General features: G+C 44.8%; 26 protein-coding genes and 1 tRNA gene. 18 read left to right on the top strand and 9 right to left on the bottom strand.

The window, feature by feature from the left end; genetic code table 11:
* The first annotated feature begins 16 nt into the window (after positions 1-16).
* The 4 genes from ABV001_RS14670 (at position 17) to folE (ending at position 3,308) form a co-directional block, all read left to right on the top strand.
* On the top strand, positions 17-1,162 hold the full coding sequence (locus ABV001_RS14670) for a BT_3928 family protein (protein ID WP_352423509.1): 1,146 nt from the start codon (positions 17-19) through the stop codon (positions 1,160-1,162).
* Between the two features lie 51 nt (positions 1,163-1,213).
* The gene (gene tpiA, locus ABV001_RS14675; protein ID WP_352423510.1) at positions 1,214-1,969 is read left to right on the top strand and encodes a triose-phosphate isomerase; all 756 of its coding nucleotides are present in this window, start codon (positions 1,214-1,216) and stop codon (positions 1,967-1,969) included.
* A 209-nt stretch (positions 1,970-2,178) separates the two neighbouring features.
* Complete coding sequence (locus tag ABV001_RS14680; protein WP_352423511.1) at positions 2,179-2,700, top strand: SPOR domain-containing protein; 522 nt, start codon at positions 2,179-2,181, stop codon at positions 2,698-2,700.
* Between the two features lie 32 nt (positions 2,701-2,732).
* The gene (gene folE, locus ABV001_RS14685; RefSeq protein ID WP_352423512.1) at positions 2,733-3,308 is read left to right on the top strand and encodes a GTP cyclohydrolase I FolE; all 576 of its coding nucleotides are present in this window, start codon (positions 2,733-2,735) and stop codon (positions 3,306-3,308) included.
* Between the two features lie 85 nt (positions 3,309-3,393).
* Here folE and typA read toward each other — a convergent pair whose 3' ends face one another.
* Positions 3,394-5,196 (bottom strand): translational GTPase TypA, encoded by a 1,803-nt coding sequence (gene typA, locus ABV001_RS14690; protein WP_352423513.1) that lies wholly within the window; start codon positions 5,194-5,196, stop codon positions 3,394-3,396.
* Positions 5,197-5,472: 276 nt separating this feature from the next.
* Between typA and ABV001_RS14695 the strand changes: the two genes are divergently transcribed.
* From ABV001_RS14695 to ABV001_RS14720, 6 genes are all read left to right on the top strand, one after another.
* The gene (locus ABV001_RS14695) at positions 5,473-5,916 is read left to right on the top strand and encodes a putative signal transducing protein (protein ID WP_352423514.1); all 444 of its coding nucleotides are present in this window, start codon (positions 5,473-5,475) and stop codon (positions 5,914-5,916) included.
* A 37-nt stretch (positions 5,917-5,953) separates the two neighbouring features.
* On the top strand, positions 5,954-6,259 hold the full coding sequence (locus ABV001_RS14700; RefSeq protein WP_352423515.1) for a hypothetical protein: 306 nt from the start codon (positions 5,954-5,956) through the stop codon (positions 6,257-6,259).
* 67 nt (positions 6,260-6,326) lie between these two features.
* Entirely contained in the window at positions 6,327-6,689 is a 363-nt protein-coding gene (locus ABV001_RS14705) for a MarR family winged helix-turn-helix transcriptional regulator (protein ID WP_294083817.1), read from the top strand.
* Between the two features lie 65 nt (positions 6,690-6,754).
* Positions 6,755-9,223, top strand: a complete 2,469-nt coding sequence (locus ABV001_RS14710; protein WP_352423516.1) for an FAD-dependent oxidoreductase — start codon at positions 6,755-6,757, stop codon at positions 9,221-9,223.
* Positions 9,224-9,268: 45 nt separating this feature from the next.
* The gene (locus ABV001_RS14715; RefSeq protein ID WP_294083821.1) at positions 9,269-9,562 is read left to right on the top strand and encodes a rhodanese-like domain-containing protein; all 294 of its coding nucleotides are present in this window, start codon (positions 9,269-9,271) and stop codon (positions 9,560-9,562) included.
* 118 nt (positions 9,563-9,680) lie between these two features.
* Positions 9,681-10,523 carry an energy transducer TonB gene (locus ABV001_RS14720; RefSeq protein ID WP_352423517.1) on the top strand — a complete coding sequence of 281 codons (843 nt, stop codon included), beginning with the start codon at positions 9,681-9,683 and terminating at the stop codon, positions 10,521-10,523.
* On the opposite strand, the gene ABV001_RS14725 is transcribed toward ABV001_RS14720, so the two are convergent.
* The 6 genes from ABV001_RS14725 to rpmH all read right to left on the bottom strand — a co-directional run bounded on the left by ABV001_RS14725 (position 10,515) and on the right by rpmH (position 15,434).
* Positions 10,515-11,129 carry a NigD1/NigD2 family lipoprotein gene (locus tag ABV001_RS14725; RefSeq protein WP_352423518.1) on the bottom strand — a complete coding sequence of 205 codons (615 nt, stop codon included), beginning with the start codon at positions 11,127-11,129 and terminating at the stop codon, positions 10,515-10,517. The genes ABV001_RS14720 and ABV001_RS14725 overlap by 9 nt on opposite strands.
* A gap of 7 nt (positions 11,130-11,136) precedes the next feature.
* Positions 11,137-12,306, bottom strand: a complete 1,170-nt coding sequence (locus tag ABV001_RS14730; RefSeq protein WP_352423519.1) for a 1-acyl-sn-glycerol-3-phosphate acyltransferase — start codon at positions 12,304-12,306, stop codon at positions 11,137-11,139.
* Positions 12,284-13,300 carry a D-alanine--D-alanine ligase gene (locus tag ABV001_RS14735; RefSeq protein ID WP_352423691.1) on the bottom strand — a complete coding sequence of 339 codons (1,017 nt, stop codon included), beginning with the start codon at positions 13,298-13,300 and terminating at the stop codon, positions 12,284-12,286. The genes ABV001_RS14730 and ABV001_RS14735 overlap by 23 nt, the downstream gene beginning before the upstream one ends.
* A 55-nt stretch (positions 13,301-13,355) precedes the next feature.
* Positions 13,356-14,438 carry an RluA family pseudouridine synthase gene (locus ABV001_RS14740; RefSeq protein WP_502929905.1) on the bottom strand — a complete coding sequence of 361 codons (1,083 nt, stop codon included), beginning with the start codon at positions 14,436-14,438 and terminating at the stop codon, positions 13,356-13,358.
* A gap of 10 nt (positions 14,439-14,448) precedes the next feature.
* Positions 14,449-15,108, bottom strand: a complete 660-nt coding sequence (locus ABV001_RS14745; RefSeq protein ID WP_352423520.1) for a PASTA domain-containing protein — start codon at positions 15,106-15,108, stop codon at positions 14,449-14,451.
* Positions 15,109-15,287: 179 nt separating this feature from the next.
* Positions 15,288-15,434: a 50S ribosomal protein L34 gene (gene rpmH, locus ABV001_RS14750; RefSeq protein ID WP_019539052.1), complete on the bottom strand. Its 147-nt coding sequence runs from the start codon at positions 15,432-15,434 to the stop codon at positions 15,288-15,290.
* Between the two features lie 278 nt (positions 15,435-15,712).
* On the opposite strand from rpmH, the gene ABV001_RS14755 reads away from it, so the two are divergent.
* From ABV001_RS14755 to ABV001_RS14790, 8 genes are all read left to right on the top strand, one after another.
* Positions 15,713-15,784 (top strand) — tRNA-Glu (locus ABV001_RS14755).
* Between the two features lie 40 nt (positions 15,785-15,824).
* Positions 15,825-16,079 carry a 30S ribosomal protein S20 gene (rpsT, locus tag ABV001_RS14760; RefSeq protein ID WP_076931048.1) on the top strand — a complete coding sequence of 85 codons (255 nt, stop codon included), beginning with the start codon at positions 15,825-15,827 and terminating at the stop codon, positions 16,077-16,079.
* A gap of 1 nt (position 16,080) precedes the next feature.
* Entirely contained in the window at positions 16,081-16,386 is a 306-nt protein-coding gene (locus ABV001_RS14765; protein ID WP_352423521.1) for a Dabb family protein, read from the top strand.
* Between the two features lie 225 nt (positions 16,387-16,611).
* Positions 16,612-18,570 carry a DNA topoisomerase (ATP-hydrolyzing) subunit B gene (gene gyrB, locus ABV001_RS14770; protein WP_352423522.1) on the top strand — a complete coding sequence of 653 codons (1,959 nt, stop codon included), beginning with the start codon at positions 16,612-16,614 and terminating at the stop codon, positions 18,568-18,570.
* Positions 18,571-18,586: 16 nt separating this feature from the next.
* Entirely contained in the window at positions 18,587-19,492 is a 906-nt protein-coding gene (locus tag ABV001_RS14775) for a S66 peptidase family protein (protein ID WP_352423523.1), read from the top strand.
* Between the two features lie 93 nt (positions 19,493-19,585).
* Positions 19,586-21,100, top strand: a complete 1,515-nt coding sequence (locus tag ABV001_RS14780; protein WP_352423524.1) for a potassium/proton antiporter — start codon at positions 19,586-19,588, stop codon at positions 21,098-21,100.
* Positions 21,101-21,288: 188 nt separating this feature from the next.
* Entirely contained in the window at positions 21,289-22,293 is a 1,005-nt protein-coding gene (locus ABV001_RS14785) for a M28 family peptidase (protein ID WP_352423525.1), read from the top strand.
* 147 nt (positions 22,294-22,440) lie between these two features.
* Positions 22,441-22,878, top strand: coding sequence for a SufE family protein (locus tag ABV001_RS14790; protein ID WP_352423526.1), 438 nt, complete (start codon positions 22,441-22,443; stop codon positions 22,876-22,878).
* Between the two features lie 33 nt (positions 22,879-22,911).
* Here ABV001_RS14790 and hydE read toward each other — a convergent pair whose 3' ends face one another.
* Both hydE and ABV001_RS14800 read right to left on the bottom strand, forming a co-directional pair.
* Positions 22,912-24,018, bottom strand: a complete 1,107-nt coding sequence (gene hydE, locus ABV001_RS14795) for a [FeFe] hydrogenase H-cluster radical SAM maturase HydE (RefSeq protein ID WP_352423527.1) — start codon at positions 24,016-24,018, stop codon at positions 22,912-22,914.
* A 12-nt stretch (positions 24,019-24,030) separates the two neighbouring features.
* A complete protein-coding gene (locus ABV001_RS14800) occupies positions 24,031-24,819 on the bottom strand; it encodes a pyrroline-5-carboxylate reductase family protein (RefSeq protein WP_352423528.1) in 789 nt (262 codons plus the stop codon).
* Positions 24,820-24,853: the final 34 nt, after the last annotated feature.

The following is a 24,853-nucleotide window of genomic DNA, read 5'->3' on the forward strand; positions in this document are numbered from 1 at the left end:
TAAATATTGAAGAGAAATGAGTGCAAACAGTAAAATAATGAAACTCTTGGTGGAGTTGTCGCGCGTTATTGTCGGGGCGACTTTTCTGTTTTCCGGTTTTGTGAAAGCGGTTGATCCATTGGGCTTCACCTATAAGATTGAAGATTACCTGATTGAATTGGGGCTTTCGGAACTCTTTCCGTTGGCTTTGCCTGCAGCTGTTTGTATGGTGACAGCAGAGTTTGCTTTGGGCGTTTTTCTGTTATTGGGAATTTACAGGAAATGGACAGTCAGGTTGATTGGAGTGTTCATGGTCTTTTTCACGCCGCTTACATTATGGATCGCTATCGCTAATCCCGTAGAAGATTGTGGGTGTTTCGGCGATGCGTTTGTTATCGGTAACTGGCAGACTTTTTATAAGAATATTATCCTTTTGGCAGGAGCGGTCCTGCTGCTTTTGAAATGGGAACAGGTTGCCCCGCTCTTTCCAAAGAAAATTGCCCCTGTCGCTGCTCTTTTGACGCTGCTTTTTGGGGTGTTTTTCTCTCTTCATAATGTATATCGCCTGCCGGTAATCGATTTCCGACCATATAAGATTGGCGCCAATATTCCACAACAGATGTTTATCGATCCTGAAAAAGCAGATGTGCTGGAGACTGTTTTTATTTACAGTAAAGACGGGGTAGAGCAGGAGTTCACAGAAGAGAACTATCCCTGGAACGACTCTACCTGGATATTTGTAGATATGAAAACAAAGCTGGTGAAAGAAGGTGAGAAGCCTGCGATCGAGGATTTTGCCATAGAGTCTTTGTATTACGATGAGGTAACCGGTGCCTGGGATATCGGGGGAGATATCACCGATATTATCCTTTCAGAGCCTTCTTATACTTTCCTGATGGTTGCTTATTCATTGGAGAAGATGAGCCTGAAACATCTTGAGCGGTTCAGGGAAGTTCATCGTTATGCCCAGGAAAACGGATACTCCTTTTACCTGCTAACCTCATCGTCGGCAGATGCGGTCGGCAAATGGGAAGAGCATCACCATACCGGTTTCCAATTCTGCCATGCGGATGAACGGGTACTGAAAACCATGATCCGGGCCAATCCCGGATTGATGTTGCTGAAGGAGGGTACAGTGATCAATAAATGGGATGGGGGCAACGTCCTTCGGGCGATAAAATGATAGTTTTTCACTTTTAGTTTTTAGTTTTAATTATATAATATATTTATTGGTATGAGAAAGAGCATTGTGGCAGGTAACTGGAAAATGAATAAAAACCTGCAAGAGGGAATTGAACTGGCGACAGCGTTGAACGAGGCATTAAAAAACAAGACCGTGAACTGTGATGTGGTAATCGGTACGCCTTTTATTCATCTGGCAAGTGTGGTAAACAGCATAGACACAAACAAAATTGGTGTAGCTGCACAAAATTGTGCGGATAAGGAATCTGGCGCATATACAGGGGAAGTGTCGGCCGCAATGGTAGCTTCTACCGGAGCCGGATATGTGATTCTGGGACATAGCGAACGTCGGGCTTATTACCACGAGACTCCTGAAATACTGAAAGAAAAAGTGAAATTGGCGCTTGCCAACGGACTCACTCCCATCTTCTGTATCGGAGAGGTGTTAGAAGAAAGGGAAGCCGGCAACCATTTCGAAGTGGTAAAATCTCAGGTTGAAGAATCATTATTCGAACTCTCTCCCGAAGATTTCTCCAGGATTGTACTGGCTTACGAACCGGTATGGGCTATTGGTACGGGAAAAACAGCTACGGCTGCTCAGGCGCAGGAAATGCATGCTTTTATCCGTAAAACGCTGGAAGGAAAATATGGTCAGGAAATAGCAGACAATACTTCTATCCTCTATGGTGGAAGCGCTAATGCCGGTAATGCTAAAGAATTATTCTCCAATCCTGATGTCGATGGTGGCCTTATTGGCGGTGCTTCACTGGGAGTGGACAAATTTATGCCGATTATTGAGGCATTCTGAATCCATTAACAGAATTTTACCACAGATCCGCTCCGGGTCCGTGGTATTTTTTTATCTTTGCAGGAATTTAATGTGCCAATAAGATGAATGTGGCTAATGAGACTAATGTGCCAATCCCGATAAACGGGATGAGTAGTTTCTATATGATTAATCTACTTATGTCTTAATATTTGGATCAATTGGTAATTAGTAATTAGTAATTTAGAACAATGAACTATCTCTTCCATTATACGATCCTTTTCCTGTTGTTGGTGTTTGTAAACGGCGCCTATGCGCAGTCGTCATCACAAAGAAAAGAAATACTGCGGGAACTCAACTCCTCTGTACCCGGTAAGGGGCATGTCTCGGTCTATGAAGATGAGAGTATCGGGAATGTATTGGGGCGTCCTATGGCTCCTCCCAGAACGGTATATACTAATTCAGACGGGTCGACACAATTCTACCGTGCGCGTGGATTTAAGATCCAGGCTTTTTCGGGAAATAACCAGCGTACATCCAAGAATGAGGCTCTCCGAAAACAACAACTTATCAATAACGCATATGCTGAACATGAGACGATTGTGCTTTTTGAATCGCCTTTCTGGAGATTGCGTGTAGGAAATTTTCAGACCAGGGCCGAGGCTGAAGAGGTGTTGAAAGAGATGGTGAAGTCGTTTCCATCGTTCGGGAAAGAGATGTATATAGTAGTCGACGAGGTGAAAATCCCGGTTAGCCAACCCTACGGTGAATGAGAATTGATGGTAACCCTACAATAGAAAAATAGATGTCTTCTGAAGAATTAGAGGTGAAAAAATCGGCAATTGCCGATCGTATGCGGGATATTCTTACCCTGTTGGGTGAGGATGCTCATCGTGAAGGGCTGGTCAAAACACCGGATCGGGTTGCAAAGGCCTATCAATATCTGACGAAAGGATATTGGCAGGATCCGGAAACTATTTTGCGCTCCGCACTGTTCAAGGAAAATTACCGGCAGATGGTGATTGTGAAAGATATCGACCTCTTTTCCTTGTGTGAGCACCATATGCTGCCATTTTTTGGTAAAGCGCACGTGGCTTATATTCCCGATGGGTATATTACCGGATTGAGCAAGATTGCCCGGGTCGTTGACGTATTCGCACGACGGTTGCAGGTGCAGGAACGGCTTACTACCCAGATCAAAGATTGCATTCAGAGGACACTGAATCCGATGGGTGTGATGGTGGTGATCGAAGCACAACACATGTGCATGCAGATGAGGGGAGTGGAAAAACAAAATTCCATTACCACCACTTCCGATTTTACCGGTGTTTTTCGTGAACAGCGTACACGCGAAGAGTTTATCGCGTTGATTAAAAAATAGAACAAGCTCAGCTTTGGGTGATATCCAGTGCGTAAGCTTGCTATCCGTTACAGGTGATGCCCGTTGGGCAGTCACCTTTTTTTAATTACCCTTTCTTGGAAACCCGCTTGCGGTCGTTCTCATCCAGCAGTATCTTGCGGATACGCATATGCTTGGGGGTTACTTCCACATACTCGTCTTCCTTGATGTATTCCAGCGCTTCTTCCAGGCTGAAGACGATGGGCGGTGCCAATTGCGCCTTGTCGTCGGTTCCCGATGCACGCACGTTGGTCAGTTTTTTCGATTTGGTCACGTTGACCACCAGGTCGCCCTCCTTGTTGTGCTCACCTACGACCTGTCCTTCATATACGTCGGTTTGCGGTTCAATAAAAAAACGTCCCCTGTCTTGTAACTTGTCCAAAGCGTAGGCATACGCATTCCCTGATTCTCCGGCGATGATGGAACCGTTCTGCCGCTTTTCGATATTTCCTTTCCACGGACGGAATTCCAGGAAGCGATGCGCCATGATGGCTTCACCGGCAGAAAGCGTCAGCACGGTATTGTTCAACCCGATGATACCCCTGGAAGGGATCACGAATTCGATATGCATGCGGTCGCCCTTGTTCTCCATAGTGAGCATCTCGCCCTTGCGGCGGGTAATGACGTCGATTACTTTGCTGGCCGATTCTTCGGGGAGGTTGACGGTGAGTTGTTCTATCGGTTCGCACTTCTCCCCATCTATTTCCTTGATGATCACCTGGGGTTGTCCCACCTGCAGTTCATACCCTTCGCGGCGCATGGTCTCTATCAGTACAGAGAGGTGCAGTACCCCCCGCCCGTATACAATCCAGGAATCGGAACTGTCGGTCTCCTGCACACGGAGTGCCAGGTTCTTGTCCAGCTCCCGCATCAACCGGTCGTAGATATGGCGCGAAGTCACATATTTCCCGTCCTGCCCGAAAAAGGGAGAGTTGTTGATGGTGAAGAGCATCGACATGGTGGGCTCGTCGATGGCGATCGGGTCGAGCGGTTCAGGTTTTTCTACATCGGTAACACTGTCTCCGATATCAAAGCCATCAATCCCGATCAGTGCGCAGATATCACCCGAGGTAGCTTCATCCACTTTCACCCGTCCCAATCCTTCAAACAGGTTCACCTCCTTGATGCGGATCTTCTTGATGCTCCCGTCCCGTTTGCAGAGCGCGTAATCCTTATTGGATGTGATGATGCCTCTATGTACACGCCCTACGGCGATACGTCCTACATAGTTGGAATAGTCGAGGGAAGTAATCAGCATCTGCGGTGTTCCTTCCAGCACTTTGGGTGCGGGGATATATTTGATGATGGCATCCAGCAATGGAATGATGCTTCCGGACGGTTTTTTCCAGTCGTCGGACATCCATCCCTGCTTGGCCGACCCATAGATGGTCGGGAAATCGAGTTGTTCTTCGGTGGCGTCTAAGCTGAACATCAGGTCGAACACGTTTTCCTGCACCTCTTCGGGACGGCAGTTGGGCTTATCCACCTTGTTGATCACCAGTATGGGTTTTAATCCGATTTCAAGTGCCTTTTGCAGTACGAATCGGGTCTGCGGCATAGGCCCTTCAAAAGCGTCGACCACCAGTAGGCAACCGTCCGCCATATTGAGTACCCGTTCCACTTCACCGCCGAAGTCGGCATGGCCGGGCGTGTCGATAATATTTATTTTTACGTCGTTGTAACGTATAGAGACATTCTTTGAGAGGATGGTAATACCCCGTTCCCTCTCCAGGTCGTTGTTATCGAGGATCAAATCCTCCGTCTGCTGGTTGTCCCTGAAGAGATGGCCTGCCATCAACATTTTGTCCACCAAGGTGGTTTTGCCGTGGTCGACGTGGGCGATGATGGCAATATTTCGGATATTCTGCATGTAAACAATCTTTTTAGGGACGCAAAGGTACGGATTTTCAACGAGAAATTGATTATATGCTTTGTTATAATCGCATTATATCTCATTTATTTTTCTTTTATCACCAAGATATTTACTTCAAAACTTGGAGATTGTTATCTTTTGTGATAGCTTTGTCGGATGAGCAGAAAAATAATTTTCTACGAAAATCACTTTATTGAATTGGATCATGGAAAATTAGGAACATAGGGCTGACATTCCTGTAAACCGAAATAAAATGCTTTTGAAATGTTGTATATGGAACAGTTTGTCACAATAAAAACATTTACTTATCCGCATGAAGCTTATGTGATCAGGGGAAAACTGGAATCGGAAGGGATCCGGACTTTTCTCAAGGATGAAATGACGGTACAGGTATATAATTTCTATTCCAATGCGATTGGAGGAGTAAAGTTACAGGTCCTCGAAGAGGATGCCGAAAAGGCGTTAAACATTGTCAACAGTGTGGAAGAGGTTCCCCGGGAGGTAGTTGTCTTTTCGAAGAAAGAACTTGACGGAACGGATATCTGCCCTTTTTGCCATTCTGAAAATATTGGCCATAGCAAAAAGCCCGGTTGGCTCACATTGATACCTTACCTGATCGTGGGTTTTATTTTTCCGGTATATAAAAACTCCTATCTCTGTTTTGACTGTGAGAAGCAATGGAAAATTAAGAGAAGTTGTCAAAACAAGCATTCATGAGACTGGAATAAATGTATAATTTATAATATGAAAAGTCATGGAAAATAAAAATTCTAAATACGATAGATCAAGTGTTTTATTGATTGTGTTTATAGGAGTGCTATTCATTACCAGTATTACCATTATGATGCTACAAACTTTCGTCGATAATTGGTATGATAAAAAAGCAATAGCAACTATTCTTCTAATTTTGTCGATTTTACGGAATATAAGTTATATTTTGCCTGCATTGGCAATTAAGAGTAAAAACTTAAAAATCGCAGGAATTATTGTTGCTTCAATATTAATACTATGTTTGTTAATTAGCCCTGCAAAAATGTTGTTCACTATACAACCACATTAAAAAATATTTGCAAGTTTACCGGAAAAATATTTACTTTGTAAATAATTTCTATTAGCAATTATTTTTAATGGAATCAATTTGCAGGTTAAAAGACATATATAAAGCGCTGTATGCTTACGAAAAGCAGTTTGCCGAAGATGCGGGTATTACCATCAATGAGGGAGCTTTGCTCTGTTGCATGAAGGATGGTAAGCCAAAATCTGCAAACGAATTAAGCGATTTTATCGGGCTTTCCGGTTCAAGGGTGTCACGTATTATCCATGCTATGGAAGAAAAAGGATTTATTTTGCGGGAGATAGGGATTTCCGATAAGCGCCAGATGATTTTTACACTGACCGATGCCGGAAGAAAAAAAATAAAAGAGATGCAAGGATATACTATAGACGTGCATTCTTTGATGGTCAAATTGACAACCATCGCAGAAGAATAAAAAATTTTACCTATGTGATTGCTACTGGCAAATATGTATATCGACAAATTAATTAACACATCAATATGAAGATTATCATTATCGGGGGAGTAGCCGGAGGGGCTACTGCGGCAGCGCGCCTCAGGAGATTGGATGAAAAGGCTGAAATTGTACTTTTTGAGAAAGATGAGTATGTATCTTATGCCAATTGTGGTTTGCCGTACCATATAGGCGGTACAATCAAGGAACGTGACGAGTTGTTTTTACAGACACCGGAAGGCTTCAAAAGCCGTTTCGGGATTGATGTCCGTATCAAGTCGGAAGTTATGGCGATAGATACTGTGCGGAAGTATGTTACCGTAAAAGATTTGAAAACGGGAGCACAGTATGAGGAAGCGTATGATAAACTGGTCATCTCAACCGGGGCGAGACCCGTAAAACCGCCCATCAGCGGTATAGAAAATGAAAATATTTTTTCGTTGCGGAATGTGCCCGACATGGACCGGATCAAATCGTTTGTCACCGGGAAAAGCGTCACATCGGCAGTGATTGTCGGTGCGGGCTTTATCGGGCTTGAAATGGCAGAGAACTTAAAAGAAGTAGGGCTGTCGGTAACTGTAGTTGAACAGGCCGACCAGGTAATGGGTATCATTGATTATCCCATGGCGGCCATGGTGCATCAATATCTTCGTACACGAAAAATCAATCTTTTGCTGAAAGAAAAAATCACCGCTTTTGAACCGGATGGAAATGCTATTGTTGTTAAGACAGAGAGCCGGAAGGCTATTTCGGCCGATATGGTTATCCTGAGTATCGGGGTAACGCCGGAGAACAGTCTGGCCAAAGCCGCGGGGTTGGAAATCGGTAGTTTGGGTGGAATCAGGGTAAATGATTATATGCAGACCTCCAATGCCGATATCTATGCGGTGGGTGATGCGGTGGAGGTGAAAAACCTTGTCACCGGGAAACCCGCATTGATCCCGCTTGCCGGGCCGGCCAACAAACAGGCAAGAATTGCCGCAGATAACATTGTAAGAGGAAACTGCCGGATTTACCGTGGAACCATCGGCACTTCCATTGCCAAGGTATTTGACATGACGGTCGCTTCTGCCGGTGCATCTGAAAGGTTGCTTTCACGGGAAGGAATAGCCTATATGACTTCGATCAGCCATGCCGGTTCGCATGCCGGATATTATCCCGGCGCTCTGCCGTTAACCGTCAAGATCAATTTCGCACTCGATGGGAAACTGCTTGGAGCGCAAGTGGTAGGTTTTGATGGGGTTGACAAGCGTATAGACCTGTTGGCTCAGGTTATCCGTAACGGGGGAACCATTTACGACCTGCAGGAGATTGAACATGCATACGCGCCACCGTTCTCTTCTGCGAAAGACCCGGTGAATATGGCGGGATTTATCGCGGAGAACATACTGTCCGGACGGGTAAAGGTTATCCAATGGAGTGACATGCTGAAGGTGGAGAATGGTGCCATGATCCTTGATGTAAGGACCAGGGAGGAATTTGATTTCGGCCATATAGAGAATGCGGTGAATATTCCTGTGGATGAATTGCGGGGCAGGCTTCCTGAAATCCCCACCAATAAGCCGGTATATGTGTACTGTGCCGTGGGATTGCGGGGATATACTGCTTCACGTATCCTTTTGCAACACGGATATACCGCTGTGTATAACTTGTCGGGGGGATATAAGACCTATTCATGTGTGCTGCAGGATCAACAGAGTAATAATGGAAATACCGGCGTAGAATGCGATTTCTTTCCGGTGATTCGTGATGACGGGGAAATGATGGTGGAGCCTGAGAAAAAGGTGATTGTGGATGCCTGTGGTTTACAGTGCCCGGGCCCCATCAGGGAATTGAAAAGGCACTATGATACGTTATCGGCCGGGCAGCAATTGACAATTAAGGTAACCGACCAGGCTTTCGGGCAGGATTTAAATGCATGGTGCAATATGGTGGGAGCGAAACTGATCGACATGAAGCATTCGGGAGGCGTTATTACGGCTACGGTGGAGAAAGCAGAATTGAAGAACATGACTGTTCCTATGCCTGGCAACCCGATGAGTGGTAGTGGTACAAAAACATTGATTGTCTTCAGCGACGACCTCGACAAGGCATTGGCTACCTTTGTGATTGCGAATGGCATGTTGGCTGCGGGTAAGAAGGTGAGTATATTCTTTACCTTCTGGGGATTAAGTGTGATTAAAAAACAGGATAAACCGGCCGTGGAAAAAGATCTCATCTCCAAAATGTTTGGCATGATGCTGCCTTCGAACAGCCGTAAGCTGAGATTATCAAAAATCAATATGATGGGTGCGGGAGGAAAGATGATGCGGTCTGTGATGAAAGACAAACATATCGATAGTCTGGAGGATCTGATGCGGCAGGCCATTGAGGGAGGCGCAGAACTGATTGCCTGCTCCATGTCGATGGATGTGATGGGAATCCAGAAAGAAGAGTTGGTGGATGGAGTGATCATCGGCGGAGTGGCAACTTACTTGGAAAGGGCAGAGAAGTCGAATATCAATTTATTTATATAGAGTTCAGTCATCATACAATTTAACATACATAATAATCAATAGAATATGGGATTTTTGGGAAATATGTTCAAGTCGCCGGGCAAGGGCGAATTAAAGGAAAAGATTCAGAAGGGAGCATTATTATTGGACGTGCGGGAAGTAGAGGAATATGAATCGGGACATGCCAAAGGATCGGTCAATATACCGTTGTTCCTTTTGCCGAGTGAAATGAGCCGGCTCGACAGGAACAGGCCTGTTGTGGTCGTTTGTCTCAGTGGTGCTCGCAGCGCCCAGGCGGTGAATTTGCTGAAAAGGCAAGGGTTTGAGGCTTACAATGGCGGAGGATGGCAATTGTTTTGAGTGTTCACACATAATATTTTTACATAATCTAAGCAGTTTTTTCCTTTGTGTAAACCGATGGATTTTTATATCTTTGCCCCTAAATCAAAAGTAACACGTTTCAGCGCATTTAAGTCAAATGAATATACCCAAATTTCTCTTTGTTTTTGCGGCATCCATTTTTATTGGAGGTTTTGCCGCGAAACAATCAGCTATCATGGCGCAGGATGCCCCGATTTCTAAAAGTGACAAAGTCATTGAAGAACCCGATATAATGCCGATATATCCGGGTGGAACTCCCGAAATGCATCGTTTTATTGCCAATACATTGAAATATCCGGAGGATGCAAGGGAACGCAAGGCGCAGGGATTGGTAGTATATACTTTTGTGGTAGAAAAAGACGGTTCGCTTTCCAACTTTAATATCCTCCATCGTGCGGACCCTCTCCTGAATGAAGAGGCGTTACGTATCTTGCAGGCTATGCCGTCCTGGCGCCCTGCAAGGCATAAAGGCGAGATTGTACGCTCTGAAACCTATGTGCCTATGTATTTCAGGCTCAACCAGAATGCAATGGCATCCGGTAATCCTGTGCAACCTACCCGTAATTATTCTAAAACAAAACCGGAGGTAATTGAAAATAATACTATTTATACCATAGTGGATAAGATGCCGCAATATACCTATGGAGAGTCGGGATTATCAGATTTTATTTCACATAACATCCGTTATCCGCGTGAGGCCCGACAGGAAGGCATTGAGGGGCGAATCCTCTGCTCTTTTATCGTAGCCAGTGATGGTGCTATTTCGAATATAGAAGTGGTGGAAGGATCGAATAAATCGCTCAATGAAGAAGCTGTCCGTGTTTTGGGACTTATGCCGAAATGGATACCGGGTGAGAATAACGGTGAGAAAGTACATGTGAAATGTCTCCTGCCGATAGACTTTATAATAGATGAGGATCCTATCCCGCCTTTATTGTAATTCCAGTTCCAATATATGGATTCCCGTATAAGTGTTGATAAAAAGGCGGAAAGGGACAGGAGAGGTGTTTGTCTGTTCCCGTAAGTCGGAGAGCAGGAAAGAGGCATACATCATTTTGGGATATCCCGGAGGATCATCCTCGGAGGAGTGGCTGAAGTAGAGATCTACCGTTGTGGAGGAATGATCACGTAACAATGCGACTTTATGAGGCTCAGAATGGTACTCAATCTCCATGACCAGGTTCAGATAATTTCCACCTACCCACACGCTCTGTATTTTTACCGGATCATCCGAATAGTTCTGCGGGAAACCCTCGGATTGAATGCTGCCCGTAAATATATTAGACACATAATTGATTTGGATGGCATCTCCTCCCAATGGGATGTAATTGAGGATGACCCGCTGTCCATCGTCTCCGGAATAGTTTTTTACCTCTTCGGGAATAAGCAGCCTGCCATTGTCGAGCCTGAAACGGTAGTTTGAATTTTCTTTTTCTACCGTGGCAAACTCCACCAGATAATCGGCCATCCTTCCCTGATCTTTCTCACATGCGGGAAGAAGGGGAATCAATAGAAATACCAGAAGGGTAGCTATATGGCCTTTCATTGTATAATTAATGCGCTTCCAGATAGTTTTTAACTGTATTTCCGTACATCTCGATCATTTTCACACGCAGGAAAACATCGTCTCTGTTGGGGATGTCTATTTTCCCGATCTGCTTTTCCAGGTAGGCATTGAACTTCGACAGATCCTCATCGGTATATTGCGATGAGAACCGGTCGGTTCCGGTCATCAAATCGTATGCTACCCAGTTGAATGGGAAAAAAGTATAATTGCGATAAATCTCACGGTCGATAATCGAAGCCACCTGTTCCAGTAGCTCATTCCTCCCGGTTGCCGCAGGGATTTCCCGGATAGCCTGATCGATGCAGGAGCTGAAACGGAATGTGACACGTCCCTTGAATCCCATGATGCCGGTATACATATTTTCTATGTCGTCGGCTTCCGTTTTTTTGTATCCGGGATTGTCACGCTTAAGCTGGAACTCTTTGGCTTTGAGATAATCACAGGGATCCAATTCATAGGAAATAGAGAGGGGGACGATGTGCAGGTCCTGTAATGCTTTTTCCGGATCGGAGCTATTGTGGAGCGTAAGCATCTTTAACAGGCTTACCTGTGTTTTATCGTTCGAATCCTTTGCCCTTCCTTCGCGTTGGGCAATCCATGCCGGTTGTGCCCTCCGGTGTACCGTATCATGGATATATTCCGAAAGATGTTTTGACACCTCCAGCATTTGGCGTACAGATACACCCCGTTTCACGATAAAACTTTTGTTAAGGCGTACCAGTTCTTCTATCCATGGATAGATAAGCAGATTATCCCCGATAGCTATTTCGGTGGTGGGTCTCTTTTTTTCGAACATGAGGATATTCAGGAAAGCGGCATCCAATACAATATCGCGATGGTTGGAAATAAAAAGATATCCTTTCCCTTCAGGGATATTTCCCCATCCTGCGCCGCTCAATTCCTCCGTGGTTCCGGCGATCAGCTGTTTCATTACAGGATAGATAATGTGGCGCTGAAAATCGTCCTTGGTCCGGCATTGGCTCATGACCGCTGTAAACTGTTCCCACGGAAGGGGTTTTACGAAGGGTTCGGCCGTGCGCCTGAAATAGCTGTTGTTTATAAGTTTCTCAATTGTTTCCGGTACTTCGTTATCGGGAACCGGGCTGATATCGTTGAACCGGGCTGCTATCGTACTATTTGTTGTGGTCGTTGTCATAACATTGTCTCGGGTTGAAGTGAACCAATTCCGTTTCGATAATCTCAGTAATGATATTTGTCATGGAAAGTCCGGCAGCGTTTACCTGTTGGGGAACAAAGCTGGTAGCCGTCATTCCCGGTGTAGTATTCACTTCCAGAAGAACAGGCCTGTTCCCGACCAGGATATAATCCACACGGATAATCCCTTTCGCGCCGATCAGGTGGTATATTCTTTCTGTCTCCTGTTGAATAGCCAGGGTGGTTTCTTCTGAAAGCCGGGCAGGAGTGATTTCTTCTACCTGTCCGTTATATTTGGCGTCAAAATCGAAAAACTCATTGGAGGTAACCACTTCCGTTAAAGGGAGCACCGTCATTCCTTTATCGGTTTTGAGGCATCCGCAGGTCACTTCTGTGCCTTGCAGGAAACTCTCGATGATCACTTCCTGGGCTTCCCGGAAAGCCTCTTCCACAGCGGATTCGAGTTGTGCACTTTCCTTTACTTTGGTGGTGGCAAAACTGGAACCGCCCAAGTTAGGTTTTACAAAGACCGGTAATCCCAACCGCGAAATGACCTCATCGGGTTGGCACGTGTCACCTTTCCGTAGGAGTATTGAATTGGCTACCTCAATCCCGAAGTTCTTCAGGAAACTGTTACAGATGAATTTATTGAATGTCAGTGCCGATGCCAGTACGCCACAGTTGGAGTAGGGAATGGCCAGCATATCGAAATAACCCTGAAGCGTTCCATCCTCACCGGGAGTGCCATGAATAGTAATATAGGCGAAATCGAACCGGATGTGCCTGTTGTCGCTGTCAGTAAAACTGAAGTTATTTTTGTCGACCGGATAGAAACACCCCCGGGCTTCCGCTTGCCACGAAGTACGGTCTATTTTAACCTTGAAGACATTGTACTTCTCCTTATCAATAAAGGAGTAAATACCTGTAGCGCTCTTTTCAGATATCACTTTTTCCGAAGAGTAGCCTCCCCACACTATGGCTATGTTTTTTTTTATCATTTTTCACTTTTCACTTTTAGTTTTTCACTCTTCACTCTTCACTCTTCACTCTTCATTCTTCACTCTTCACTCTTACATACGCTCTCCATTTATCGATGACCGACTGCATGTCTTCCGGAATATCGCTTTCAAAATAGAGTTCTTCTCCTGTCATAGGATGTATAAAACCCAGCGTTTTCGCGTGCAGGCATTGGCGGGGACAGAGGGCGAAACAATTGGTGACAAATTGTTTGTATTTGGCAAAATGGGTGCCGCGAAGGATTTCGTTGCCTCCATACCGTTCATCATTGAACAACGGATGCCCTATATGTTTCATATGGACACGGATCTGGTGTGTGCGCCCGGTCTCTAACCGGCATTGCACCAATGTCACGTAACCAAATCGTTCCAACACGCTATAGTGGGTGACGGCAGGTTTACCATGCTCTCCATCGGGAAAGACACGCATACGCATACGATCGTTCGGGTCGCGCCCGATATTGCCCTCTACTGTGCCATGGTCTTCTACCGGATTCCCCCATACCAAAGCGGCATACATCCGTTTTGTCTCTTTACGGAAGAACTGTCCGGAGAGATTTGTTTTGGCCTCCGGGGTTTTGGCTACCAGCAGCAGCCCGGAGGTGTCTTTATCTATCCTGTGGACCAACCCCAGTCTCGGATCGTTTATATCGCTGATATTATCCCGATGTAGATGGTATGCTACCGCATTGACCAGTGTGCCGGTATAGTTTCCGTGTCCGGGATGTACTACCATACCGGCAGGTTTGTTGATCACCATCAGGGCATCATCCTCATAGACAATATGAAGGGGGATATTTTCAGGGATGATTTCCAGCTCGCGTCTGGGACGATCCATCACAATAGAGATCATATCAAGTGGCTTCACCCTGTAATTCGATTTTACCGGTCGCCCGTTCACCAGGATGCAATCGGCTTCGGCTGCCTGCTGGATCCGGTTTCTGGAAATCCCTTCTATCCTGACAGACAAAAATTTATCGATTCGCAGCATATTTTGTCCTTTATCTGCTACAAACCGATAATGCTCGAATTTCTGATTTTCGTCCGGAGATTCCTCTGCGATCCCGTCGTCATCCTCAGCCAAAAAATCAATATCGTCCAAATTCTGTTCTGTCACAAGCCGTTAATTAGAAAAATGAATCGTCTATGGCCCTATCGCCCCCCGATCGAATATCATCACCGGTGCTTCCCGGCGGGACAATATATTCGTTGTCGATCCTGAGCGAGTCGGCCAACGTATTACTGGTAACGACCAACGTGAGCGGTGAACCGGCAGGGATTTTTTCTTCAGGCATCAGTCTTTTTCCCCGGTACTCTACAGCTACCACCAGGCCGGAATATTCTGCCGGTACCTCCTGGATATGTAACTGGTCGAATCCTATCGAGTTAAGTAATGCAGATGCCTGACGGGTAGAGTAGTCGGTCAATTCAGGTACGGCAACCATCTGAGGGTTCCTGGCATAAATCGTCAGATAAATAGCGCGCCCTTCTTTTACCTTGTTACCGGCTTTAGGTCTCTGGTCTATGATCGCTCCAGGCACAGCATCGCGCTGGTAGATTGAGTCCACAATCTCGGCATGGAGTCCCTTGGCCCTGAGGATCGTATTAGCTTCCTTTATCTGAAGGTTTTCCAATGCCGGTACTGCCACATTTTGTCCGTGTCGTGTATAAATGTTCAGAAGCAATAGTGCCAGGACAACCAACAGTACGCTGCAAGCTATGATCATCAGCAGATTTTTTATAATACTGTTGCTGGGAATGGTTTTTTTTGTCTGTTTTTTACTCATAACAATCGCTCGTATAAGTGTAAGCGTATACGGGATACAAAAGTACAAAAAATAATGAGAGTGGGGAGTTGCGGTATAGAAAAAGAGCCGATAAAGTATGTGAGTGGAACGTTCGACCGGTATCTAACAAAAAGCAGGAATAAGTCAATCTTATCCCTGCCTTTTTTAAGATACTCTCTTTAATATTCGTCTGACACGGATAATTTAGCCCTGCCTTTTGCACGACGGGCAGCAAGTACTTTCCTTCCGTTTTTGGAAGCCATTCTGGAACGGAATCCGTGTTTGTTCTTTCTCTTTCTGTTAGAGGGTTGGAATGTTCTTTTCATATGATTATTTGTTATTTATTTTGTTTCTTATTCCTTATATATACATCAGGCCTTATTTTACGGGCTGCAAAATTAGAAAAAATATTTGAAAGAACCAATTCGATAGGATAGAAAAATAGTTTTTTTCTCTTTTTCAGTTCTTTGGCTGCATTAGGGGAAGAAAATAAAAAAAAGGGAGGAAATATACATGAAAAGTTTTGTGCTTTCAGAAAAACGTTCTATATTTGCACCCGCAATTGCGACAGCGAGATATTTAACAATAGGTTCACGCCTGAAAAGGCCCATTCGTCTATCGGTTAGGACGCAAGATTTTCATTCTTGAAAGAGGGGTTCGATTCCCCTATGGGCTACTACATTATTTAGAAAATTTAAACATACGCGTCAAGAGAAATGGCAAATCATAAATCATCTGTAAAGAGAATCAGACAAACCAAAGTTCGTCGTCTGGCAAACAGATACGTTTCACGCACTACAAGGAATAAAGTGCGGGAATTACGTACCCTTACTTCCAAGGAAGAAGCCCAGAAGATGTATCCCGAAGTTTGTTCTATGCTCGACAAGTTGGCGAAGAAGAATGTAATACATCAGAACAAGGCCAATAACCTGAAGTCGAAACTGGCTTCTCATGTGAATAGCCTGAGTTGAGATGGTAAAGCATTTGGTATTCTTTCAATTGGCTGAAGAGGCTGAAGGAAATGCTAAAGCAGAAAATATTCTCCTTGTAAAAGAGAAACTGGAGGCATTAAAAGCGGTGATTCCCGTAATCAGGAAGATAGTGGTCTTCCCGAATCATCCACGGGCTTCTTCCGAGAATTATGATATCGTACTCGACAGTGAGTTTGATTCGCTGGAAGACCTGAAAATATATGCCGAACACCCTGAACATTTGAAAGTAGGGGAGTTTATTGCGAAAGTAAGGATTGGGAGAGCGGCCATTGATTACGAGTTTTAAAACCGGATACACATACAATAATATAGCAAAAGCGGACAATAGTCCGCTTTTGTCGTTTATGACCTTCCGGGAAAGGTTTTGTATTTGCTCCCGCAGCTTATCTAAAAAAACAAAAAGGGGTTGTAAAAATGACTATTTTTTCGTACTTTTGTTCAGTTTTGAAAAAATCGGAACCCCCCTTTTAGGAGTCTAATCCACAGATAGTTTTAATATATATTGAAAGAAATGTCAGAAGAAGAGAAAAAAAATGGAAGCGGGAACTATTCCGCTCAAAATATTCAGGTACTCGAAGGGCTTGAGGCTGTACGTAAACGCCCTGCCATGTATATCGGGGATGTAAGCGAAAAAGGATTGCACCATTTAGTATCAGAGGTGGTTGATAACTCCATTGATGAAGCATTGGCCGGATACTGTACGGAGATCAATGTGACCATCAACGAAGATAATTCCATTACCGTAAAGGATAATGGACGAGGTATCCCGGTGGATTATCACGAAAAAGAAAAAAAGTCGGCACTTGAAGTGGTACTTACCGTATTGCACGCAGGAGGAAAGTTCGACAAAGGTACCTATAAGGTGTCGGGTGGATTGCACGGCGTGGGGGTGTCTTGTGTGAATGCGCTTTCCATCTACCTGAAGGCCGAAATTCATAAAGATGGGAAGATCTATATGCAGGAGTACTCGAAAGGTAAGCCTTATGCTGATGTGAAAGTGCTGGGTGAAACCAATGAGACCGGGACGGTTATTACCTTTAAACCGGACGATACCATTTTTACCGTGTTGGAATACCGGCACGATGTGTTGGCGTCGCGTCTCCGTGAATTGGCCTTCCTCAATGCCGGCATTACGCTGACATTGACTGATAAGCGGGTCCCCGGAGAGGATGGTACTTTCAAAACGGAGTATTTTCACTCCGAAACCGGATTGGAAGAGTTTGTGCGTTATATCGACAAGAATAAGGAATCCCTTATTCCGGAACCTATTCATATTGTGACGGAGAAAAGCGGTATTCCCATTGAGATCGCTCTTACTTATAACGATACCTATAACGAGAATATCTATTCGTATGTGAATAATATCAATACCATTGAAGGTGGAGCGCACCTTACCGGTTTCAGGCGTGGCCTTTCCCGTACGCTGAAGAAGTATGCCGAAGACTCCAAGATGCTCGAAAAGGTAAAAGTGGAGATCAGCGGGGATGACTTCAGGGAGGGGATCACTGCCGTACTTTCGGTGAAAGTGGCTGAACCCCAGTTTGAAGGGCAGACTAAAACGAAATTGGGAAACAGTGAGGTGGTGGGTGCCGTGGACCAGGCTACCGGGGAGGCCTTGCGGAATTACCTGGAAGAACATCCCAAGGAGGCAAAGATCATTGTGGAAAAAGTGATCCTTGCCGCTACAGCCCGCCAGGCTGCACGAAAGGCACGTGAGATGGTACAGCGCAAATCGCCGCTCTCCGGCGCAGGACTGCCCGGAAAATTGGCCGATTGCTCCAGCAAGGATCCGGCACAGAGTGAGATCTTCCTGGTGGAGGGGGACTCCGCAGGCGGTACCGCCAAGCAGGGGCGCAACCGTATATTCCAGGCCATCTTGCCGTTGCGCGGTAAAATTCTCAATGTGGAAAAAGCGATGCCGCATAAAGTACTGGAAAGTGATGAAATCAAGAACATATATACCGCTTTAGGTGTTTCTATAGGAACCGAAGAGGATTCCAAGGAGCTCAATATCCAAAAATTGAGGTATCATAAAATTATTCTGATGACGGATGCTGATGTGGACGGAAGCCATATTGACACCCTTATTCTTACTTTTTTCTTCCGCTATATGCGTTTGCTGATAGAAAGCGGGTATGTGTATATTGCCACTCCACCCCTCTATCTTTGCAAGAAAGGTAAGATTGAAGAATATTGCTATAACGATCAGCAACGGCAGGCTTTTATCGACAAATATGGCGGCGGTAACGAAAACGCTATCCATACGCAACGCTACAAAGGTCTTGGTGAGATGAATGCCGAACAACTCTGGGAGACAACGATGAATCCCGAGCACCGTACTCTCAAACAGGTGACGATTGAGAATGCCGCCGATGCGGATGTAATTTTTTCCATGTTGATGGGTGAAGAGGTGGCTCCGCGACGTGAATTTATTGAAGAAAATGCTACCTATGCCAATATCGATGCATAGATGATAAAATAACAAGATGAAGCGACCGCCGTCATTGCAGACCAACGATAGAGCCGTCATCCTTTCCCCCGCAGGGAAAATTGACGGGTATGTCGTGCGGGACGCAGTCGCTGTCCTGGATAGCTGGGGACTCCGTCCTGAGATCAGTGAAAATGCCTTGTGTGACGCAGGGCGATTCAGCGGTTCGGTAACGCAGCGGCTTTCTGATCTGCAAAAAGCGCTCGACGATCCGGACGTGCGGTTGATCCTCTGCTCCCGTGGCGGTTATGGAATATCGCATCTTCTTGGAAAGCTTAACTTTTCGGGGATTAGAAAAAAGCCGAAGTGGGTGGTCGGTTATAGTGATATAACCCTTCTTCATGCTGCGCTGCAAACCTGCGGTATAGCTTCTCTTCATGGGCCGATGGCACAACATTTTTCCGATGAAGGTGCGGAAGATATAGCGGTACGTTATACAAAAACTGTTTTGGCCGGACAGCCACTGGAATATAGGATTCCCGTGCGGGAACATTCTTCTTTGAATAGAAAAGGGGAAGCTACGGGCAGACTGTTTGGTGGAAACCTATCGGTTTTTTGTAGCCTGTTAGGAACTAAGTACTTCAGCATCCCGCGCGGAGGTGTCCTGTTCATCGAGGATATCGGTGAAGCGCCTTATCGTGTGGACCGGATGATATACCAGCTGAAACTTGCCGGCATATTCGGGAAAATCAGTGGACTGATTGTCGGTCAGTTCACCGGTTATGAAGAGGATAATCAAATGTATTCCCCATTGAAAGAGTCCATTAGAGAGAGTGTCAGTGAGTATGATTTTCCTCTCTGTTTCGGTTTTCCGGTGGGGCACGTGAAGTTAAACTTCCCGCTGATTATGGGAGAAACCGCCACATTGAAAGTCGAAGAAGATTTTACATCATTTATACAATAGGTATTATGTTGTAATGTGAGTTTTTGTATTTATAATCAGTTGTTTACGATTAGAATCAATATAAGATATAATAAGAAATAAAAATTATATAAGATGCAGATAGGCCCTGAATTATTGTTATTGGTAGGATCCATCCTTTTTTTCATAAGTTTGTTAGTTGGAAAAACCGGACACCGTTTTGGCGTTCCTATATTACTACTTTTCCTTGTAGTGGGAATGGTTTTTGGATCCGATGGATTCGGTTTGGATTTTGAAAATGTGCAGACGGCACAAACGATTGGTACCATCTGTTTGACAATCATTCTTTTCTCCGGCGGGCTGGATACCAAATTCTCTGAAATTAAACCGGTTATTTGGCCCGGAGTGATGCTTGCTACCTTAGGGGTGTTTATTACTGCTATTCTCACCGGATTGTTTACCTACTGGTTGTCCGGCCACATGTTTCCCTCTTTGGGTATCAGCCTGCTGACCGCCATGTTGCTTGCCTCTACGTTCTCATCGACCGATTCAGCGTCGGTATTCGGGATATTGCGTTCAAAAGGCCTTTCACTCAAGCATAACCTCCGGCCATTGCTGGAGTTGGAGAGTGGTAGTAACGACCCGATGGCCTATATGCTTACCATCGTGTTTATGAATATCATTCAGTCGGGAAGCGATCCCAATCTCGGCATGGTGGCACTGACTATTGTGGTACAACTGGCGGTGGGCGCAGGAATGGGTTATCTTCTTGGAAAAGGGGCGGTAGCCATCATCAACCGTATCCGTATGGATAATAGTTCCTTTTACCCTATCCTTTTATTGACCCTGGGCGTGTTTATCTTTGCGTCGACTTACTATCTGAAAGGGAATGGCTATCTTGCCGTGTATATTGCCGGATTGGTGATCGGCAATGCTAAGTTCACCCATAAACGGACCTCCATGAAATTTATTGATGGGGTAGCCTGGATGAGCCAGATATTGCTATTCATTACATTGGGATTACTTGTAAATCCGGCAGAACTGCTCGGAGTGATTGTTCCGGCACTGATCGTATCAGCTTTCCTTATTTTTATAGGACGTCCGTTGACCGTATTTCTTACCCTTCTTCCATTCCGTAAAATCGGATTTAAAGATAATCTTTATATTTCATGGGTGGGCCTCAGGGGAGCCGTACCTATTATCTTTGCCATTCTACCGTTGGCTGCCGGAGTCCCGGATGCCCGGTGGATCTTTAATATGGTTTTCGTGATTACCATTGTATCACTTCTTGTGCAGGGGACTTCTCTTCCCATAGTAGCAAGATGGCTGAATCTGGCTGAGAAACCGCAAAAACATAAGGCATTTGAGGATTTCGACGTGGAATTTGCCGAGGAGATCAAATCGGCTATGACTGAGATATTGATCACCGAAGAGACGTTACAATATGGAAAGAATTTAATAGAAATGCCCCTGCCGGACAGGACCCTGGTGGTGATGGTGAAAAGAGGAGAACGGTATTTTGTGCCGACCGGCCAGACCGAATTATTCGCCGGGGATAAATTATTGGTTATCTCCGATGATGAGGAGGCGCTGAGAGAAACTTATCAAAATATTGGAATTTCGGATTTTTCTTATCAGAAGAACCAGTAAATTGATGTGATTGATGAAAAAGAAGTCTGAAGTTGAGAAGTTAAGAAGTTGAGAAGTCTTGATTCTGATTTAGTTCTTCACTCTTGCTCCTTGGTCCTTAGTTTTTAGCTTTTAGTTTTCGCTTTTAGTTCTTCACTTTTCACTTTTAGTTTTTAGTTTATAAAGTTTTACTCTTTATTCTATATTAAATGCAACGTGCGGGTAGTCTTTTTCTGTTGATCCTGTTATTGACAGGAGTACTGTTTTCGTTATCGTGTAATTCTTGCCAGTCCAATAAAAACACGATTGTAACAGGGGTATACCGGCAAATTTCTCCGGAATTCAACGCAGACAGTGCCTACGCTTTTGTGGAGAAGCAGGTGAATCTTGGCCCACGGATTCCAGGCTCTGATGCACATAAAGCCTGTGGGGATTACCTGGTGGCGAAACTAACAGGATTCGGTGCACTCGTGACAGAGCAAAAAGCAGATATTACCCATTACGACGGTAAAAATCTGTCGATACGCAATATCATAGGGAGTTTTTATCCCGAAAAAGAAAAGAGGATTTTACTTTATGCCCATTGGGACACGCGTCCCTTTGCTGATGAAGAACCGGACCCCGGTAGGCAACAACAACCTATTGCAGGTGCGGATGATGGGGCAAGTGGGGTAGGAACATTGCTGGAAATTGCCCGTAACTTGCCACAGTATCCGTTGGAGGTAGGAGTCGACATTATCTTCTTCGACCTTGAAGATTGGGGACAGCCCTCTTTTGAGACAGATTGGGTGCAGGGTGAGTGGTGGTGCCTCGGTTCACAGTACTGGTCGGAGCAACCACACGTGGAGAATTACAAAGCAGATTATGGTATCCTGCTTGATATGGTGGGCGCTGCGAATGCCTCTTTCCTGAAAGAAGGATACTCTACACAGTATGCATCGAATATATTGGAGAAAGTATGGAATACCGCAGTTAAATTAGGGTACGGGAATTATTTCCTCTCGAAAAGCGGAGGGTATATCACCGACGACCACCTACCGGTAAATAAGCATCACCGGGCTCCGAGCATCAATATAATCAATTTGAAAACCGATACCCAAACGGGGTTTGCCCCGCATTGGCATACACATAGGGATGATATGCGAAATATCGACCGGAGCACTCTTAGAGTCGTAGGACAGACAGTAATGGAAGTGATTTATAGTGAAAAATGAAGAGTGAAAATGAAAAATTAGAAGTCTGAAGTTAAGAAGTTGAGAAGTCAAGATTTGGCTTACGCTGATTTGCAATTCATTTTCCATTGTCAATTAATAAAGTCTTAAATTTTAAATGTTGAATGTTGAATATTGAATATTGAAAAGATGATACAGACGATAAACGAAGTACAACAGGAGATTATTGACGAGTTCAGCATGTATGATGACTGGATGGATAAATATGCCGTTATCATTGAGCAGGGAAATGCTTTGCAACCCATCGATGAAAAATATAAAACTCCCGAAAATATCATTGAGGGATGTCAGAGCCGGGTCTGGTTACAGACCGATTACCGTGACGGGAAACTTTGGTTCCAGGCGGAAAGTGATGCCATTATAGTGAAAGGGTTGCTTGCATTGGTACTGCGGGTATTCAACGGACGTACTCCCGATGAAATAATCAATACCGATTTGCGTTTTATGAAAGAGATCGGGTTGACAGAGCATCTTTCCCCCACGCGTTCCAACGGTTTGCTTTCCGTTATCAAACAGATCCGTTTTTATGCCATCGCTTATAAAGCAAAAAATGATGTGGTAATGTGATGATGTGGTGTCACAATCCTGAGATTTGAGGTTTTAAGGGGTTGTTTTGGTTTGCCGGAAAAAATGTAATGGATCACCCCATTTGCCGTATCCTATGGTTTCGCCCACAGAAGCAATTCTTACTTCGAGGCATTTGTCGCATTGGATGGCATCCTCATCGATACAAGGTTTGTTTTCGTAAAGCAGATAATCTTTTTTGTAGGAAGGTGGGGTGAGGTTAGGCATAATCACGTTGGCTCCGAATAAGAACCCTTTTTCCCGTCCGAATGGATCTAATGCCTGCATGGCTGTGGTGGAAGCGATGTTTACATCTTTCAATAAAATCCTCAATACGGCTATCATCCGAAGTGTAACATCCAACCGCTCTTCTTGCGGGATGGAATAAGCATTGAGTTGATGGAACGGGGTGTTTGAATGCTCGATAAAGGGACCTATCCCCATCATATCAATTTCCATGTCGCGGAAGAAAATAATATCGGCAGCAATATCTTCATAAGTCTGGAAAGGTACGCCCACCATACTTCCTGATCCTACTTGAAACCCAATATTTTTCAATACCCCCAGGCAATTGAGGCGGGTCTCAAACCTGTGCATCCTGTCGTCCGGATGCCATTTTCTATATAACTGAGGTGAAGATGTCTCTATACGAAGCAGATAGCGGTGCGCCCCGCTCTCAAAGAAACGGCGGTAAGTCTCTTCAGTTTGTTCTCCACAGGATAAGGTGATTCCCAAATCGAATTTCGATTTGATCTGTTGCACAATCCTGCAAACAAAATCGATGTGCTCCTCACTCTGATTCTCTCCGGATTGAAGTACTAACGAACCGTAACGGTTTTGATAGGCAAAGGCAGCCGCATGGAGGATCTCCTCTTCATTGAGACGGAAACGGTTTACCGCTTTATTATCTTTTCTCAATCCACAATAGAAACAGTTCTTCCGGCATACATTTGAAAATTCCACTAACCCGCGGAAATAGACGACCCTGCCCACTTCCTTCTGTTTGACTTTCATCGCCAGGGATTGCAGGGCTTCAATCTCTTCTTTTGTTTCCATTTTTAGGATGGGAACAATATCCTCCTTCTTTAGAAAAGGAGAAGAGAGTATTTCCATAATATGGCGTTGTAACTTTACCTTTCCCATACCGCAAAGGTATCAATCTCCGTTTCTACTCATTTCTTCCGACCGGTTTTTTGCCGCATCGAGTATTCCTTCAAAATGTTTTCCGATCTCATGTGTACGGAAATAATCGAGTCCGGCCTGGGTCGTTCCACCCTTGCTGGTGATATTTTGTATTAACTGTTCGATACTGTAGCTTTTCTGATTCTGGGAAAAGTAGAGGGTAGTTCCTTGTGTGAGTTCCAACAGCAGTTCGTCGAGAAGTGGTCCGGGAAGGTTGAACTCCTTCATTTTCTCCTTGAAGATCTGGATAAAGGCGAGGATGAAAGCAGGACCGCTACCAAACACAGCTGTGAACAGATCAAATCCATTCTCTTCTAACCGCACAGCTTTCCCCAGCTTTTCCAACAAATGGAAAATCGTCACCGCATTCTCATTTTCCGGTTGATTGCTGGCAAAAGCCGTCACCGATTTACGGTAGGCCATCGCCAGGTTAGGCATGATCCGTAGGATCAGTTGCTCCTTACCCAGATAACGTTCAATAAAAGCGATGTTTCTTCCGGCTACCGGTGAAACGACGATTTTGCCGAATCGGTCAAGAGGTTCCAACTCTTCTAAAATTGTGGAAAGATCCTGGGGCTTTATCATCAGCCAGATCACATCCGCAAAAGCAACCAGATCGTTAATCTTGTCATAATAAGGTATATCTACTTCTTTCCGGCTTCTGGCAAAGTAAGCAAATTCAATATCTTTCTCCTCTTTCAATCCCTGATAAACTGCTTTGGCCAGATTGCCGAAGCCTATAAAACCATGTTTCACTTTCATTAATTACCAATTACTAATTACCAATTACCAATTA

This window comes from Proteiniphilum sp., assembly GCF_040307845.1.
Classification (GTDB): Bacteria; Bacteroidota; Bacteroidia; order Bacteroidales; family Dysgonomonadaceae; genus Proteiniphilum.

Excerpts from the sequence above, each read along its gene's own strand:
- ABV001_RS14695 (WP_352423514.1), top strand. The coding sequence starts at position 5,473 with ATGGAACAGTTTGTCACAATAAAAACATTTACTTATCCGCATGAAGCT.
- ABV001_RS14700 (WP_352423515.1), top strand. The coding sequence starts at position 5,954 with ATGGAAAATAAAAATTCTAAATACGATAGATCAAGTGTTTTATTGATT.
- hydE (WP_352423527.1), bottom strand. The coding sequence starts at position 24,018 with ATGGGAAAGGTAAAGTTACAACGCCATATTATGGAAATACTCTCTTCT.
- ABV001_RS14780 (WP_352423524.1), top strand. The coding sequence starts at position 19,586 with ATGCAGATAGGCCCTGAATTATTGTTATTGGTAGGATCCATCCTTTTT.
- ABV001_RS14775 (WP_352423523.1), top strand. The coding sequence starts at position 18,587 with ATGAAGCGACCGCCGTCATTGCAGACCAACGATAGAGCCGTCATCCTT.
- rpsT (WP_076931048.1), top strand. The coding sequence starts at position 15,825 with ATGGCAAATCATAAATCATCTGTAAAGAGAATCAGACAAACCAAAGTT.
- ABV001_RS14790 (WP_352423526.1), top strand. The coding sequence starts at position 22,441 with ATGATACAGACGATAAACGAAGTACAACAGGAGATTATTGACGAGTTC.
- ABV001_RS14715 (WP_294083821.1), top strand. The coding sequence starts at position 9,269 with ATGGGATTTTTGGGAAATATGTTCAAGTCGCCGGGCAAGGGCGAATTA.
- ABV001_RS14710 (WP_352423516.1), top strand. The coding sequence starts at position 6,755 with ATGAAGATTATCATTATCGGGGGAGTAGCCGGAGGGGCTACTGCGGCA.
- folE (WP_352423512.1), top strand. The coding sequence starts at position 2,733 with ATGTCTTCTGAAGAATTAGAGGTGAAAAAATCGGCAATTGCCGATCGT.
- ABV001_RS14765 (WP_352423521.1), top strand. The coding sequence starts at position 16,081 with ATGGTAAAGCATTTGGTATTCTTTCAATTGGCTGAAGAGGCTGAAGGA.
- tpiA (WP_352423510.1), top strand. The coding sequence starts at position 1,214 with ATGAGAAAGAGCATTGTGGCAGGTAACTGGAAAATGAATAAAAACCTG.
- ABV001_RS14725 (WP_352423518.1), bottom strand. The coding sequence starts at position 11,129 with ATGAAAGGCCATATAGCTACCCTTCTGGTATTTCTATTGATTCCCCTT.
- ABV001_RS14680 (WP_352423511.1), top strand. The coding sequence starts at position 2,179 with ATGAACTATCTCTTCCATTATACGATCCTTTTCCTGTTGTTGGTGTTT.
- gyrB (WP_352423522.1), top strand. The coding sequence starts at position 16,612 with ATGTCAGAAGAAGAGAAAAAAAATGGAAGCGGGAACTATTCCGCTCAA.
- ABV001_RS14745 (WP_352423520.1), bottom strand. The coding sequence starts at position 15,108 with ATGAGTAAAAAACAGACAAAAAAAACCATTCCCAGCAACAGTATTATA.
- ABV001_RS14785 (WP_352423525.1), top strand. The coding sequence starts at position 21,289 with ATGCAACGTGCGGGTAGTCTTTTTCTGTTGATCCTGTTATTGACAGGA.
- ABV001_RS14730 (WP_352423519.1), bottom strand. The coding sequence starts at position 12,306 with ATGACAACGACCACAACAAATAGTACGATAGCAGCCCGGTTCAACGAT.
- ABV001_RS14670 (WP_352423509.1), top strand. The coding sequence starts at position 17 with ATGAGTGCAAACAGTAAAATAATGAAACTCTTGGTGGAGTTGTCGCGC.
- ABV001_RS14800 (WP_352423528.1), bottom strand. The coding sequence starts at position 24,819 with ATGAAAGTGAAACATGGTTTTATAGGCTTCGGCAATCTGGCCAAAGCA.
- ABV001_RS14705 (WP_294083817.1), top strand. The coding sequence starts at position 6,327 with ATGGAATCAATTTGCAGGTTAAAAGACATATATAAAGCGCTGTATGCT.
- typA (WP_352423513.1), bottom strand. The coding sequence starts at position 5,196 with ATGCAGAATATCCGAAATATTGCCATCATCGCCCACGTCGACCACGGC.
- rpmH (WP_019539052.1), bottom strand. The coding sequence starts at position 15,434 with ATGAAAAGAACATTCCAACCCTCTAACAGAAAGAGAAAGAACAAACAC.
- ABV001_RS14720 (WP_352423517.1), top strand. The coding sequence starts at position 9,681 with ATGAATATACCCAAATTTCTCTTTGTTTTTGCGGCATCCATTTTTATT.